This is a genomic window from Massilia sp. HP4 (assembly GCF_005222695.1).
In the GTDB taxonomy this organism is placed as follows: Bacteria; Pseudomonadota; Gammaproteobacteria; order Burkholderiales; family Burkholderiaceae_D; genus Telluria.
Window position 1 is genome coordinate 67,074 of the sequence record NZ_STGG01000023.1, and the last position, 13,998, is coordinate 81,071.

General features: G+C 66.5%; 12 protein-coding genes. 7 read left to right on the top strand and 5 right to left on the bottom strand.

Features of this window, described 5'->3' with window-relative positions; genetic code table 11:
* The first annotated feature begins 29 nt into the window (after positions 1-29).
* On the top strand, positions 30-2,312 hold the full coding sequence (locus tag E8M83_RS11110) for an ATP-binding protein (RefSeq protein WP_137173426.1): 2,283 nt from the start codon (positions 30-32) through the stop codon (positions 2,310-2,312).
* Positions 2,313-2,416: 104 nt separating this feature from the next.
* Here E8M83_RS11110 and E8M83_RS11115 read toward each other — a convergent pair whose 3' ends face one another.
* From E8M83_RS11115 to E8M83_RS11125, 3 genes are all read right to left on the bottom strand, one after another.
* Entirely contained in the window at positions 2,417-3,736 is a 1,320-nt protein-coding gene (locus E8M83_RS11115) for a hypothetical protein (protein WP_137173427.1), read from the bottom strand.
* Between the two features lie 65 nt (positions 3,737-3,801).
* The gene (locus tag E8M83_RS11120; RefSeq protein WP_137173428.1) at positions 3,802-4,200 is read right to left on the bottom strand and encodes a response regulator transcription factor; all 399 of its coding nucleotides are present in this window, start codon (positions 4,198-4,200) and stop codon (positions 3,802-3,804) included.
* 73 nt (positions 4,201-4,273) lie between these two features.
* Complete coding sequence (locus E8M83_RS11125) at positions 4,274-4,495, bottom strand: DUF3820 family protein (protein ID WP_137173429.1); 222 nt, start codon at positions 4,493-4,495, stop codon at positions 4,274-4,276.
* Between the two features lie 65 nt (positions 4,496-4,560).
* On the opposite strand from E8M83_RS11125, the gene E8M83_RS11130 reads away from it, so the two are divergent.
* Complete coding sequence (locus E8M83_RS11130) at positions 4,561-4,977, top strand: DUF1810 domain-containing protein (RefSeq protein ID WP_170976766.1); 417 nt, start codon at positions 4,561-4,563, stop codon at positions 4,975-4,977.
* Between the two features lie 7 nt (positions 4,978-4,984).
* Here the strand turns inward: E8M83_RS11130 and E8M83_RS11135 are convergent, their stop codons facing one another.
* Together E8M83_RS11135 and E8M83_RS11140 are read right to left on the bottom strand one after the other, a co-directional pair.
* Positions 4,985-5,410 carry a hypothetical protein gene (locus tag E8M83_RS11135; RefSeq protein WP_137173431.1) on the bottom strand — a complete coding sequence of 142 codons (426 nt, stop codon included), beginning with the start codon at positions 5,408-5,410 and terminating at the stop codon, positions 4,985-4,987.
* Between the two features lie 67 nt (positions 5,411-5,477).
* Positions 5,478-7,409 carry an ATP-binding protein gene (locus E8M83_RS11140; protein ID WP_137173432.1) on the bottom strand — a complete coding sequence of 644 codons (1,932 nt, stop codon included), beginning with the start codon at positions 7,407-7,409 and terminating at the stop codon, positions 5,478-5,480.
* 210 nt (positions 7,410-7,619) lie between these two features.
* Here E8M83_RS11140 and E8M83_RS11145 point away from each other — a divergent pair, with 210 nt between their 5' ends.
* From E8M83_RS11145 to sppA, 5 genes are all read left to right on the top strand, one after another.
* Positions 7,620-8,306 (top strand): hypothetical protein, encoded by a 687-nt coding sequence (locus E8M83_RS11145; RefSeq protein WP_137173433.1) that lies wholly within the window; start codon positions 7,620-7,622, stop codon positions 8,304-8,306.
* A 124-nt stretch (positions 8,307-8,430) separates the two neighbouring features.
* Positions 8,431-9,954, top strand: coding sequence for an NYN domain-containing protein (locus tag E8M83_RS11150; RefSeq protein ID WP_137173434.1), 1,524 nt, complete (start codon positions 8,431-8,433; stop codon positions 9,952-9,954).
* A 120-nt stretch (positions 9,955-10,074) separates the two neighbouring features.
* A complete protein-coding gene (locus E8M83_RS11155) occupies positions 10,075-10,506 on the top strand; it encodes a hypothetical protein (RefSeq protein ID WP_137173435.1) in 432 nt (143 codons plus the stop codon).
* Between the two features lie 81 nt (positions 10,507-10,587).
* Complete coding sequence (locus tag E8M83_RS11160; protein ID WP_137173436.1) at positions 10,588-12,060, top strand: sodium:solute symporter; 1,473 nt, start codon at positions 10,588-10,590, stop codon at positions 12,058-12,060.
* A gap of 34 nt (positions 12,061-12,094) precedes the next feature.
* A complete protein-coding gene (gene sppA / locus E8M83_RS11165) occupies positions 12,095-13,951 on the top strand; it encodes a signal peptide peptidase SppA (RefSeq protein ID WP_137173437.1) in 1,857 nt (618 codons plus the stop codon).
* Positions 13,952-13,998 lie beyond the last annotated feature (47 nt).

Here is a 13,998-nt window from a genome sequence, read left to right on the forward strand (position 1 = left end):
GCTGGCAAGAAAATAATCCCAGGTGCCGCATGCCGAACTTCCCCCGCTTCCCCGCCAGCCTGACTCCACGTGGCCTGGGCGCCTGGCTGGCGCTCGCATTCTCGGCGCTGACCGTGGTCCTGACCCTGCTGCTGGTCGAGGTGGTCGAGAGTGCGGCCACCGAGCAGGTCAAGAACAGCATCGGCAATGGGCTCGGCGAGATGGCGATGCAGACCGCCGACAAGCTCGATCGCGGCATGTACCAGCGCTATCGCGAGGTGCGGCTGATGGCGCGCCGCGGCGACCTGGTCGCGGCCGGCGCTTCGCAGGCCGAACGCCGTCGCATCCTGGCCGACATCCAGTCGACCTACGGGTACTACGAGTGGATCGGCATGGCGGCCCTCGACGGCACCGTGCTGGTCGAGGCGCGCGGCCTGCTGGAGGGGAAGAATGTAGCCAAGCGGCCGTGGTTCATCAACGCCCTGAAAGGCAACTACGTCGGCGACGTGCACGAGGCGGTCCTGCTGGCCAAGCTGCTGCCGGTACAGGAGGGTGAGCCGCGCCGCTTCGTGGACGTGGCATTTCCCTGGCTGGATGCGGACGGCAAGCCGGCCGGGGTGCTTGGCACCCACCTGTCCTGGGAATGGGCGCGCGACATCGAGCGCTCGATCATCGCGCCGGTGCAGACGCGGGGCCGGGTCCAGGCCCTGATCGTCAGCGCCGAAGGCGTGGTGCTATTGGGGCCCGCGGGGCTGCAGGACGCCAGGGTCGACCTGGCCAGCCTGGGCGAGGCGCGAAAGAAACGCACCGGCTATACGGTCGAGCGCTGGCCCGACGGGCGCGACTACCTGGTCGGCTACGCGGCCACGCGCGCGGTGGGCGACTATCCGGGCCTGGGCTGGCATGTGCTGGTGCGCCAGGACATCGAGGACGCCTACCGTCCGGTGCGCGAACTGCGTACGCGCGCGCTGTGGAGCGGCGCCGCGCTGGCGCTGCTGTTTTCACTGGCCGGCCTGCTGCTGGCGCGCCGCATCACGCGTCCGCTGGAAGCCCTGGCCGCATCGGCTGACCGCCTGCGGCGTGGCGACAGCGAGCAACTGGTGCCGGCGCGGCGCGGCTACACCGAAGTGCGCCAGTTGTCGGGGGCGCTCAATGCGCTGGTGAGTGCTCTGGTGCGCCAGCGTGGAGAGCTGCAGGCATTGAACGACACGCTCGAAGTGCGGGTCGAGCAGCGCACGCAGGAACTGGAGCGCGCGCTGGCCTCGGTGCGCGCCAGCGAGCAGCGCATGGCCGCCATCGTCGGCGCGGCCCAGGACGCCTTCATCGCGGTCGACCAGCGTGGCATGATCCTCGACTGGAACCCGGCCGCCGAGCGCATGTTCGGCTGGAGCCGCCACGATGCCGTGGGCTGGCCGCTGGCCGAGATGATCCTGCCCGAGCGCTACCGCACCAGCATTGCCAAGGCGTTGCGCGGCTATCACCAGAGCGGCGCATTCTCGTATGACCGGCGGCTGGAGCGCACCGTGGTCAACCGCCAGGGCGCCGAGTTCACGGTCGAAGTCACGGTGGCGCTGGCGGGCGAGGGCGAGGACACGTTCTTCAGCCTGTTCCTGAACGATATCTCCGAGCGCAAGAAGGTCGACCGCATGAAGAGCGAGTTCGTGTCCACCGTCTCGCACGAGCTGCGCACGCCGCTGACGTCGATCCACGCCTCGCTGTCGCTACTGGACACCGGCATGGCCGGCGAGCTGCCGTCCGACGTCGCCAAGCTGATCCACATCGCCAGCCGCGGCTGCGACCGCCTGATGCGGATGGTGAACGACCTGCTCGACATCCAGAAGATCGAGGCCGGCCAGATGGAATACGTGCGCAGTGTGCAGCCGCTGGCGCCGATGCTGCGCCATGCGGCCGAGATCATGGAAGGCCAGGCGCAGCAGGCCGGGGTGGCCCTGCGTCTCGACCTGCCCCCAGGCTCCGAACGGGTCGAGGCCGCGGTCGACCAGGACCGCATGGTGCAGGTGTTCAGCAACCTGCTGTCGAACGCGATCAAGTTCACGCCGGCGGGCAAGGCGGTGACGGTCGGCCTGGCACAACGTCCGGGCTGGGCGCGCCTGAGCGTGACCGACGAAGGGCCGGGCATCCCGCCCGCTTTCCAGGGCCGCATCTTCGAGCGCTTCGCCCAGGCCGACGGCGCCGATTCGCGCCAGCGCAGCGGCACCGGGCTGGGGCTGAGCATCAGCAAGGCGATCGTCGAGGAGCATAACGGGACGATCGGGTTCGAGACCAGGGTTGGTATGGGGACGCGGTTTACGGTTGAATTGCCGCTCGGGTAGGGTTGGCGGCTATGCCGCCGACGCGGTGACGGTTGGCGGCGAGATCATCCGGCGCGAGAACGGTGCCGAAAACAATCGACGCGTCGGCGGCGCAGCCGCCAACCCTACCGCAACTCGTGCACCACCAGCCCGCCAAAGCTTTTCCACGCACCGAATGTACGTTCGAGCTGCGGCAGCAGCCGCATCAGCGCGGGCTTGTCGAAGTGGAAGGTAGTGGCCGAGCCGGCGATGTCGCGGCGCCCGCCCAACAGGTAGCCCTGCGCTTCCTCTTGCGCCGCCGGCACCTTCAGCAGCATCAGCACCTTCTGTCCGCCGATCTCGAACAGCAGCAGGTCGCCTTTCGCGCCAGGCCCCGTGCGCCGGTAGCGGCGCTCGACGCCGATGCCGGCCGGTCCCGCCTCGAGCGCGATGCGCACCTGTTTGCCATGCTTGACGCCCCAGTCCAGGAAAGGCGCCGCATTGCGCCGGATTTCGCCGGGATCGGTGCGGTAGTTGCGCACCGTGAGCGCGTCGGCGTGGCGGGCCAGGCCGCGCAGCAATGCCGGCTCGCCGCTCCAGGCGGCCGGCGCCACGAACTCGAGCCGCATTTTTCCTGCGGCCTGGCGCAGCGCGGCGACCAGTTCCAGGTAGTGGCCGTCGCGCGCCGCCTGCGGCAGCTTGTCGTCGGCGAGCAGCTGAGGCTGGACGTCGAACTGGACGCCCCTCAGGCGCGCCTTGTCGCCGGCCTGCGCGTTGTAGGCGACGTAGGCGCGCATCCGGCCGATGGCGTCTTCGCGCCCGGTCGGCAGGATCAGGTCGGGGCCGTCCTCGAAGGCGGTGATGGCGATGCCGCGGCGTGCGGCCTCGCGCACGAAGGCCGCCAGCGCGTCGGGTTCGGCCACCCGGCCATCGCGCACCGGCACATTGATGAACAGTTCACCCATGCGCTCGGTGGCAGCCCAGTCGAGCATGGCCCCGGCGCGTTCGCGCCAGGCGTTCGGGCTCCAGGCCCAGGTCGCGCGCGGGGCGCGCGCGCGCACGTCGGCGGCATCGTCGGGGCGCTCGGTCGCCAGGCCCGGCGTCGCCGGAGCCGGAGCCGGCCGCTCGCTGTCCAACGTATGTCCGGTGACGGTGAATTCCTTGTTCTGTTCTTCTCCCTGCAGCAGGATGAGGTCGCCGGGCGTAGTGTCGGGCGGCAGGAAGTGCAGGGCCGTGACGCCGCTGGCGGCCACGTTCAGCGGCATGGCGTGGCAGCCGGGTTCCGGCTTGCCCGGCGCCTCGGTGACGATGGCGCGCATGCGCGCGCCCAGCGGCGTGGTGTAGTCCTCGGTCACGGCGCCGGACGAGGCGAGCGGCGCGCCGGGGCACAGCAGCAGGGTGGCGGCCTGGACCTCGAAGGACAAGGCCAGCAGCAGCGGCAGGGGTAAAAGTTGATATCGTGACATGCCCCAGAGTGTAAGCGAGGCAGTCGATTCGCCGCGCCCGCTTGGGGGGCGATCGGGGAAGCGGCTCAGGCGGCGGGCAGCAGCAGGCGGCGTACGCGCGCCAGCAATTCGTTGGGCTGGAAGGGCTTGCTGACGAAATCGTTGGCGCCGGCATCGAGCGCGCGCACGGTGTCGCGCTCGGTGTTCTTGGCGGTCAGCATCAGGATCGGCACCGCCGCCCAGCCGGCGCGGGCGCGGGCCAAGGCCACGATCTCGAAGCCGTCGAGATAGGGCAGCATCACGTCCATCAAGACCAGGTCCGGCACCTCGGGACTGGCGTCGACGTACTCGCTCGCGGCGCGGCCGTCGGCCAGGTGCATGACGCGATAACCCTGGCGTTCGAGCATGAAGCGCAATACCTGGGCGATGTGGTCGTCATCCTCGACCACCAGCACCAGGGGTGCGGGAGCGTGTTCGTTGAGCATGGTGGTGTCTTCGTTGAATGTTCGATTATACCCATGCCCAGGTAAATTTCGGCGTGTGTATTGCTAGAAGGAATTACCTAGTTCGCGCGCCCCGCAGCGGATCGAGCAGGCCGCGCAAGTCATTGTGGTCGAGCTCGTACATCAGGGCCAGCAATTGCCCCAGTTCGCCGCGCGGAAAGCCTTCGCGCGCGAACCAACCCAGGTAGTGGCCCGGCAGGTCGGCCAGCTTGCGGCCCTTGTATTTCCCATAGGGCATTTCGTGGACCAGGAGAAGTTGCAGGTGTTCAGCGTTCATCGTGCGGCACTTTAGCAAACAACGGCGACGTTGTAGCATTTCGCTGACAAGGGGAGGGAAACATCATGGATGAATTCAATCTGGCGCGCTTCGTCCAGGCGCAGGAGCCGGTCTATGCCAGGGTGCTGGCCGAATTGCGCGCCGGGCACAAGCGCAGCCACTGGATGTGGTTCGTCTTTCCGCAGATCCAGGGGCTGGGCAGCAGCGAGATGGCGCAGCGCTATGCCATCGCCTCCGAGGACGAAGCGGCTGCCTACCTCGCGCATCCGGTGCTGGGACGGCGCCTGCGCGAATGCGCTGGCATCGTGGCGGCGCTCGACGGGCCGTCGGCGCACGATATCTTCGGCGATCCGGACGCGCTGAAATTGCGCTCGTCGATGACCCTGTTCGCCGACGTGGCGCCGGACGAGGCGGTGTTCCAGGCCTGTATCGACAAATACTTCGATGGCGAGGCAGACCCGGAAACGCTGGCGCGGGTATAGTGCAGGTTCAGGCGTCGGCGAACTGCGCCAGCAGTTCGTCGGGCCGGCCGCGCACGGCCACGTGCAGGATCACCGCGGTGGTAAAGCGCAGCGCCGGATGGCTGGCGCGGTGGCGCGCGAACCAGAACACCTCGTCCAGGTCTTCATCCTCGTGCGCCGTCGTCAGCACGCTGTGTTCCGGCGCGACGTCTTCGTAATTGGCCGCTTCGAGCGCGGCGTCTTCGACCGCCTCGTTCCAGCTCGCGCACTCCTTGCCCCAGGCCAGCATGAAGCGGCAACCCGAGTCGACCAGCCAGCGCGCCACGTCCCAGCGCCACATCTCGTCGCTGTCGTCGTCGATCACGACCACCGCCATGAACGGCGCCAGGTGTTTCAGGTCGGGCAGGGCGTCATGGGGACGCAGCTGCAGGTAATGTGCCTTGTGTGCTTGCATGATGAAAGTGTCGAACAGGATGGCGCCATTATCGCCTTCTGTCGCGGATCGTGGAAGGGCGCGGCGTTCAGGCCGCTGGCACCGCCGCGCCTTCGAGCAGCGCGTACAGCCGCCCGGTATCGATCGGCTTGACCAGGTGGTGGTCGAAGCCGGCGCCCAGGATCTGCTCGCGGTCGCGCTCCTGGCCATAGCCGGTAACGGCAACCAGCACCGCCTCCATCGTTTCGGGCAGCGCGCGCAGGCGCCGCGCGAGCTCGAGCCCGTCGATCCCGGGCAGGCCGATATCGAGCAGGCAGACCTTGGGCACGAACCCGTGTGCGCATTCCAGGCCGCGCAGCGCATCGTGTTCCACCGCTACCAGGTGGCCGGCCGACTCGAGCAGCATCGACAGGGTGACCGCCGCATCGACGTTATCGTCGACGATCATCACGCGCAGCGATCCCGGCTGCGCGGCGCTGCGCAGTTCCTCGCTTGGCGGGGCGGCATCCGGGGCCTGCCGTTCCAGCAGCGGCAGGCAGACCGAGAAGCGGCTGCCGCGGCCCTGGCCGTCGCTGTCGCAGGCGACGGTGCCGCCATGCAGCTCGACCAGGCTTTTTACCAGCGCCAGGCCCAGGCCCAGCCCGCCCGAAGAACGGTCGGACGAGCGCTCGGCCTGGGCGAACAGCTCGAAGACGCGCACCGACAGCTCGGGCGCCATGCCGATGCCGTTGTCGTGGACATCGATGCACAGGCGCTGGGCGGCGTCGATGGAGGATGCAAGCTCGAGGCGGCCGCCTTCCGGCGTATACTTGGCGGCGTTATTGAGCAGGTTGGCGACCACCTGCACCAGCCGCTTGCGGTCGCCCGCGACCAGCGTGCCCGCCGGCGGCAGGCGCAGGGCCAGCTGGTGGCGGCGCGCCTGGATCAGCGGCGTGACCTGTTCCACCGCCTCGTGCAGCACGGCGCCGAAGTCCAGCGGCGCGCTGTCCAGCTCGACCAGCCCGCGCGTGACGCGCGACACGTCCAGCAGGTCGTCGATCAACGCCGTCATGTGGCCGACCTGGCGCCCGATGATCTGGCTGGTGCGCTGGATGATCGCTTCGTCCAGCTTCATGCGCTGCAGGAGCTCGGCCGCGGCGCCGATCGGCGCCAGGGGATTCCTCAGTTCGTGCGCCAGCATGGCCAGGAATTCGTCCTTGCGGCGGTCGGCCTCGCGCAGCTTTTCTTCGGATGCCTTGCGCTCGGTGATGTCGCTGGCGGCGCCGATCCATTCGTAGACCTGGCCGGCGGCGTCGAACATCGGCACCGCGCGCGAAAGGGTCCAGCCGTGGCTGCCGTCGGCGCGCCGCACCCGGTGCTCGAGCTCGAACACCGAGCTGTCGCGGATGGCGCGCGCGATCGCCTGGTGCAGCCGGGCCTGGTCCTCGGGCGGGATGTACTCTTCCAGCCAGAAGCGGGTGACGTCGGCCGAGTCCTTCAGGAAGCCGCGGCCCTCGAGATGGCGCAGCTGCGTCCAGTCGGGGCTCATGCGATAGATGACCTCGGCCGTCGCATTGGTCAGCGCGCGGAAGCGCTTCTCGCTTTCGCGCACGGCGGCCTCCGAGCGGACCTGGGCGGTCACGTCGCTGTTGCTGTGCGAGATGCAGACCAGTTCGCCGCCGGGGCCGAAGATCGGCGTGCTGGTCGAGGTCCAGAAGCGCTCCTCGAACACTGTCTCGCCATTGGGCTGCACGACCGGGATCGGATAGCGCACCGCGGGCAGGGTGTCGGGCCGGCCGGTCGCGCGCACCTTGTCGAGCGAAGTGCGCAGATCGGCTTCACCGGTATCGTTCGGATCGTCCGGATTGCCGGGGAAGGCCTGGAACAGGCTGACCCCGACCAGCTCCTCGCGCGTGCGCGCCGACGCCTTGAGGAAGGCATCGTTGACGGCAAGGATGATCGCGTCGGGCGTGGGCGACAGCAGGTAGTGCCCGAAAGGCGAGCTGATGAAGGCTGACTCGAACAGGATGGATGGGAACATCGTCGGCGACCGGTGGCAGGAGCCGAAATTATAGGGCAGAAGCGGGCGTGTTAAACGGACAATTGAAGCGGTCACAATCCTTGTATGCACGATTGGTAATTATTTCTGAATTGAAATAATGTGGCAGCTCTTCGCTATCATCGGGATTTGCACCGATCGTTGTTTCATTACCGTGATCGGGCTGTTCCCGAAATGGATAACGGAGAATTCATGGCTGACGCAGACCTTCATACGATCCTGGACACTCTTCATCAGAAGAAGCCCTTGCGGGTCGAGGATACGGAGAGCCGATTGGCGAAAATGCTCAAGAAACCTGCGCGTTACTTGCTGTGGTGTTCTGCCCTGTCATGCGTGGCCCTGGCTCTGCTCACGGTATTGGCCAGGTGGTTCGACCTTTCCGCAGCCTATTGGGCAAGCACAGCGTTATTTCTGTTCATCGGGTCTGCCGGGACGGGACTGTTATGGCTGGTTGTCGATACCGTGCCGGACCTGGTCGATATGTTCATTTATAAGGATGACTTTCACAGGGCGAAAAAGCTGACGCTTGTTCACGATTTGAATCAGGCAAAAGATCTTCACCGTTTTGATATCGCCGCCCTGAAACTGACGGATCAATGGCTCTCGCTTCGAATCGAACGGATGCGTCTTCAACTGGGCCTGCTGATCGGCGGCTCCGACAAGGTCGCCGTGTTAGGGCTCCTAATGGGGGCATGGGGAATCTGGACCAATTATCCAGCCAGCGGCATCATGCTGGCGCACTACGGATACGTGGTCGTCGGTGGGGCGCTTGCGGGAATCGGGGTTGGTGGGTTGCTCGCGAACGTCGTCATCAAGGAACTTTCCTACCAACGTGACTTGCTGTCGCTCGCATTGACTACGGCGACGAGCGACCGTTAGGCGAGCGCCCGATTCGGCCGCGAAACCGATTTTGAGATAGTGCGGCGAGCAAGACCCGGCAAAACGCTTCGGTTGCGTATAATCGCCGTACGCTTGTCTTATCATTATCAGAAAACAACAACTTATGGCCTCATCTTCCGACAACATCAGCATGGCGGTGTTCTGCGACTTCGAAAACGTCGCCCTCGGCGTACGCGACGCCAACTACGAGAAATTCGACATCAAGCCGGTGCTCGAACGCCTGCTGCTCAAGGGCAGCATCGTGGTCAAGAAGTCCTACTGCGACTGGGACCGCTACAAGGGCTTCAAGGCCGCCATGCACGAGGCGAACTTCGAGCTGATCGAGATCCCGCACGTGCGCCAGTCGGGCAAGAATTCGGCCGACATCCGCCTGGTCGTCGACGCCCTCGACCTGTGCTACACCAAGTCGCACGTCAATACCTTCGTCATCATCAGCGGCGACTCCGACTTTTCGCCGCTGGTGTCGAAGCTGCGCGAGAACGCCAAGCAGGTGATCGGCGTCGGCGTCAAGCAGTCGACTTCCGACCTGCTGGTGGCCAACTGCGACGAATTCATCTTCTACGACGACCTGGTGCGCGAAAAGAACCGCGCCACCGCCAAGCGCAAGGAAGAACAAGAGGCGCGCAAGGGCCAGTCGAATCGCCGTTCGGGGTCGACGGCCGGCGCCAGCGACGACAAGCGCAAGGAAGAACTCGAGGCGCGCAAGGTGCAGGCGCTGGACATGGTGGTCGAGACCTTCGACGCCCTGGTGTCCGAACGCGGCGACACCGGCAAGATCTGGGCGTCGCTGCTGAAAGATACCCTCAAGCGCCGCCGTCCGGACTTCTCCGAGACCTATTACGGCTTCCGCACCTTCGGCAACCTGCTCGAGGAAGCGCAGACCCGCGGCCTGTTCGAGTTCGGCCGCGACGAGAAGTCGGGTACCTATGTCTACCGCAGCGCCAACGCGCCGCTGCTGGCGCCAGGCCTCGACAGCGCAGCGCAGGATGGCGCGGAGACCGTGGTCGAAGACGGGATCGATGCCGCCACCCCGGTCGACGCCGCGCCTGAAGAAGCGGCCAAGCCCGACACCCGTCGCGGTCGAGGCCGCGGTGGCCGCAAGCAGGGCGGCCGTGGCGAATCGTCGTCCTCCGCGCCGATTCCTGCCCTGCTGGAGCCGGTGGCGATCGAACCCGATGCCCAGCCGCAGGACGAGGCCATCGAACAGCCGGCATCGCAGCCGACGCTGTTCGTGAGCGAACCCGAGGCGCCGGTCGCCGACGCCCAAACCGCTGCCCCGGCGCCTGAAGAAGCGCCGGCCCCGGCCAAGGAGCGCCGCCGCGCGCCGCGCAAGCCGTCGGCCAAGAAGCTGGCCGAGCAGGCTGCGCTCGACGCCGCCGCCGCCGCGCAGGCTGCAACGCCGGCCGTGGTCGCGCCCCCGGTCGATCCGCAACCGGACGCCGACTACGAGGAATCCGACGAAGCAATCGACGCCGCGGCCGAGGCCAAGCTGGCGCAATACGATCCGGATCGTCCAGCCCGCAAGGCGCCGGCCCGCAAGGCAGCCCCAGGCAAGGCTGCCCCGCGCAAGGCTGCGCCACGCAGCCGTCGTCCAGCCAAGCCGAAGGCCGGTTCCGACAAAGGCTGATCGATAGCGCACGCGGGGCACGCGCGCGGCGCGTGCGCCCTTGTGTGCCAGGCGATGCAATAATGGCATCGCCTGGCGCTCCTGCACAGGCATCGTCCGGTCGCGACCAAGGAGCCCGCCATGCGCGCCATTGCCAGCCTGTTGCTATTGTCCCTGCTCTGCGCCAGCCAGCCGGCGTTCGCGCAGAAGGGGCCGGCGTCCGACCATCCGATCCTTGGCATCTGGCGCCTCGAGGTGCCCGACACCGGCTGCTCCGAGACCTACCGCTTCCGCGGCGACGGCACCACCCTGGTCACCAGCGCCGCCGAGATTTCCGAGAGCGTCTACACGATCCCCAACGAGCCCGATGCCGAGGGCTTCTACCGCCTGACCGACCGCGTCACCAAGGACAACGGCAAGCCCGATTGCTCCGGCAATGTGATGAAGCCGGGCGCCAACGCCACCCATTTCGTGCGCTTCCACCCGTCCGGCAAGCTGTTCCTGCTGTGCGCCGAGGCCTCGATCGACGCCTGCATCGGCCCCTTTACGCGGGTGCGCGGCGAAGAAATCTAGTTGCCAGGCCGAGCACCCGGCCCTTGGGCCATGCCCGATGAAGGTGTATATTGCTGAGCGAAACGACAACCTCGGCACGCCATGTCCCCGCTACTCCTGTTCTGCATCCTCATCGCTTATTTCGCACTGCTGCTCGGCGTCGCCTGGGCCACTTCGAAAGGCGCCAACAACGACAGCTTCTTCATCGGTAACAAGAGCAGCAACTGGATGCTGGTCGCCTTCGGGATGGTCGGCACGACCCTCTCCGGCGTTACTTTTGTCAGCGTGCCGGGCGCGGTCGGCGTCGACGGCTTCGGCTACGCCCAGATCGTGATCGGCTACGTGATCGGCTACATCGCCGTGGCCTATGTGCTGCTGCCGCTGTACTACCGCCTGCAACTGACCTCGATCTACCACTACCTCGACGTGCGCCTCGGCCGGCGCGCCTACCAGAGCGGCGCGGGCTTTTTCATTATTTCGCGCCTGCTCGGCGCCACCGCGCGCCTGTACCTGGTCGTAAACATCCTGCAGGCCATCATCCTCGACAGCCTGGGCATCCCGTTCTGGCTCAGCACCCTGGTCGTGCTGGGCATGATCCTGCTCTACACCTACCAGGGCGGCGTCAAGACCATCGTCTGGACCGACACCCTGCAGACCAGCGGCATGCTGTTCGGCCTGTTCGCCTGCGTCTGGATCCTGCTGGGCGAACTGGATATGTCGGTGCCGGAGAGCCTGAACCAGATGCAGTCGCAGGGCCTGGCCACTATCTTCACGCATGACGTGGACAGCCCCAATTTCTGGCTCAAGCAGATCATCGCCGGCGCCCTGATCACGATCACCATGACCGGCATGGACCAGGAGATGATGCAGAAGACCATCTCGGTCAAGACCCTGAAGGACTCGCAAAAGAACATGCTGACCCTGACCGCGGTGCTGGTCGTGGTGCTGCTGTCCTTCCTGTTCCTGGGCGGGCTGCTGTACCTGTATGCGCCGCTGGCCGGCGTGACGGCCACTGGCGACAAGATCTTCCCGGCGGTGGTGATGGGCCACCTGCCGGCGGCCTTGCAGATCATCTTCCTGATCGCGCTGATCTCGGCCCTGTTCCCCAGCGCCGATGGCGCCATCACGGCGCTGACCTCGTCGACCTGCATCGACCTGCTGGGCATCAAGCGCCGCACCGACCTGTCGCAAGCCCAGGCCGAAAGCCTGCGCCGCCGCGTGCACCTGGGTTTCGCCTTCCTGTTCCTGCTGCTGGTGCTGGGCTTCAAGGCGGCCGACAACCCGAGCATGATCGGCGTGATCCTCAAACTGGCCGCCTATACCTATGGGCCCTTGCTCGGCCTGTTCGCCTTCGGCATGCTGACCCGGCGCATGCCCCGCGACGGGCTTGTCCCGCTGGTGACGATCGGCGCACCCGTCCTGTGCGCCATCCTTGAGTACAATCAGGCATACCTGCTCGGCTCATACCGGCTCGGGCTGGAATTGCTGATGATTAACGGCATACTGGTGTTTGCCGGCTTGTATGCGATCTCGCGACGAGACCCCGGCGTTGCCGGGGCCGGGCAGGTCCCCTGAGCATTCGTTACATTTGACTTTGACTGGAGTTTCGATGGCTTTCAAGCCCCTCTACGCCTTGCGGCGTGGGTTCGTGTTCCTGTGGACCGCGCTCGACGTGACCCGCCGCACCTTCTTCAATCTGCTGTTCCTGCTGATCCTGATCGTGATCGTCGCGATGTTCTTCGGCGGCGGCGTCAAGCCACTGTCCGAAAAAACGGCGCTGGTGGTCGAGGTCAGGGGCGACCTGGTCGAGCAGTACGAGACCACCTTGCGCGACACGGTGCTCGACAACGTCGGCGGCGACAGCAAGCGCACCGTGCGCCTGCGCGACGTGATCCAGGTGCTCGACAATGCCGCGCGCGACCCCAACATCACGAGCGTGGTGCTGCTGCTCGACGAGATGAACGGCGGCGGCATGGCCATGCTGCGCGAGTTCGGCGCCGCGGTCGAGCGCGTCAAGAAGGCCGGCAAGACGGTGGTGGCCTGGAGCGGCCAGTACGACCAGAAGCGCTACCTGGTGGCCTCGCATGCCAACGAGGTGTATGTGCACCCGATGGGCATGGTGCTCATCGAAGGCTTCGGCGGACGCCGCAACTACTACCGCGACGCGCTTGACAAGGTCGGCGTGACGGTCAACCTGGTCAAGGTCGGCACCTATAAGAGCGCGGCCGAACCGTATATCGCCAATGGCCCATCGGACGCCGCGCGCGAAGCCGACGCCTACCTGTATAACGCGATGTGGGCCGGCTACACCGGCCTGGTCGAAAAGAACCGCAAGCTGGCCGACGGCACGCTGGGCAGCTTGATCGACAGCCTGCCCGAGCGCATGGAAGCGGCCGGCGGCAGCGCCGCCAGGGTCGCGCTGCAGGCCAGGCTGGTCGACGGCCTCAAGACCCGCGACGAGCTGCGCGCCCTGATGATCAAGCGCGGCGTGTACGAAGAAGACATCAAGTCGTTCCGCCAGGTCGGCTTCCATGAATACCTGGCGCGCCACCCGCAAAAGCAGTTCGGCGACGCGGTCGGCGTGATCGTGGCATCCGGCACCATCACCGATGGCGCGGGCGGTCCGGGCAATATCGGCGGGCGCAGCACGGCCAACCTGATCCGCCAGGCGCGCGAGGACGACGCGATCAAGGCCCTGGTGCTGCGCGTCGATTCGCCCGGCGGCAGCGCCTATGGCTCCGAACTGATCCGGCGCGAGCTCGAACTGACCCGCGCCGCCGGCAAGCCGGTGGTGGTGTCGATGGGCAGCGTCGCGGCCTCGGGCGGCTACTGGATCTCGATGGCGTCCGACGAAGTCATCGCCGACCCGGCCACCATCACCGGCTCGATCGGCGTGTTCGCGCTGCTGCCGACTGCCGACAAGGTGGCCGACAAGCTGGGCGTGCGCACCGAGGGCGTGACCACCACCTGGCTGGCCGACGCCTACAATCCACTGCGTCCGCTCGACCCGCGCTTCGAGAAGCTGGTCCAGCAGAGCATCAACAATGTGTATGCCGACTTCACCAGCAAGGCAGCGGCGGCGCGCAAGACCACGCAAGCGAAGATCGACGAAGTGGGGCAGGGCCGGGTCTGGACCGGCGCCCAGGCCAAGGAGCGCGGCCTGGTCGATCGCCTGGGCAGCTATAACGATGCGCTGGCCTCGGCCGCCGGCCGCGCCAAGCTGGCCAAGGAATACCGCGTGGTCTATGTCGAGCGCCCGATCACGCGCGTCGAGCGCTTCCTGCAGATGGCGGGCGCCTCGGCGGCGCAGGCGATGACGATCCAGGTCAAGCTGGGCCTGGTCGAACAGGCGATCCCGGCCGGCCCGGTCGGCCAGGTGGCAGAGGATATGGCCTTCCTGTCCGAACTGACGGCCGAGCGCAAGCCGTTCGCCGCCGTTGCCCATTGCTTCTGCGGTAACTGGTGATGGAATATGTAAGCAGTTTGTAACTGATTAATACAAGCTTGGACGGG

Bases quoted from the DNA above. Each gene is read 5' to 3' on its own strand.
- sppA (WP_137173437.1), top strand. From the start codon at position 12,095: ATGGCTTTCAAGCCCCTCTACGCCTTGCGGCGTGGGTTCGTGTTCCTG.
- E8M83_RS11115 (WP_137173427.1), bottom strand. From the start codon at position 3,736: ATGTCACGATATCAACTTTTACCCCTGCCGCTGCTGCTGGCCTTGTCC.
- E8M83_RS11135 (WP_137173431.1), bottom strand. From the start codon at position 5,410: ATGCAAGCACACAAGGCACATTACCTGCAGCTGCGTCCCCATGACGCC.
- E8M83_RS11130 (WP_170976766.1), top strand. From the start codon at position 4,561: ATGGATGAATTCAATCTGGCGCGCTTCGTCCAGGCGCAGGAGCCGGTC.
- E8M83_RS11120 (WP_137173428.1), bottom strand. From the start codon at position 4,200: ATGCTCAACGAACACGCTCCCGCACCCCTGGTGCTGGTGGTCGAGGAT.
- E8M83_RS11145 (WP_137173433.1), top strand. From the start codon at position 7,620: ATGGCTGACGCAGACCTTCATACGATCCTGGACACTCTTCATCAGAAG.
- E8M83_RS11125 (WP_137173429.1), bottom strand. From the start codon at position 4,495: ATGAACGCTGAACACCTGCAACTTCTCCTGGTCCACGAAATGCCCTAT.
- E8M83_RS11150 (WP_137173434.1), top strand. From the start codon at position 8,431: ATGGCCTCATCTTCCGACAACATCAGCATGGCGGTGTTCTGCGACTTC.
- E8M83_RS11155 (WP_137173435.1), top strand. From the start codon at position 10,075: ATGCGCGCCATTGCCAGCCTGTTGCTATTGTCCCTGCTCTGCGCCAGC.
- E8M83_RS11110 (WP_137173426.1), top strand. From the start codon at position 30: ATGCCGAACTTCCCCCGCTTCCCCGCCAGCCTGACTCCACGTGGCCTG.
- E8M83_RS11160 (WP_137173436.1), top strand. From the start codon at position 10,588: ATGTCCCCGCTACTCCTGTTCTGCATCCTCATCGCTTATTTCGCACTG.
- E8M83_RS11140 (WP_137173432.1), bottom strand. From the start codon at position 7,409: ATGTTCCCATCCATCCTGTTCGAGTCAGCCTTCATCAGCTCGCCTTTC.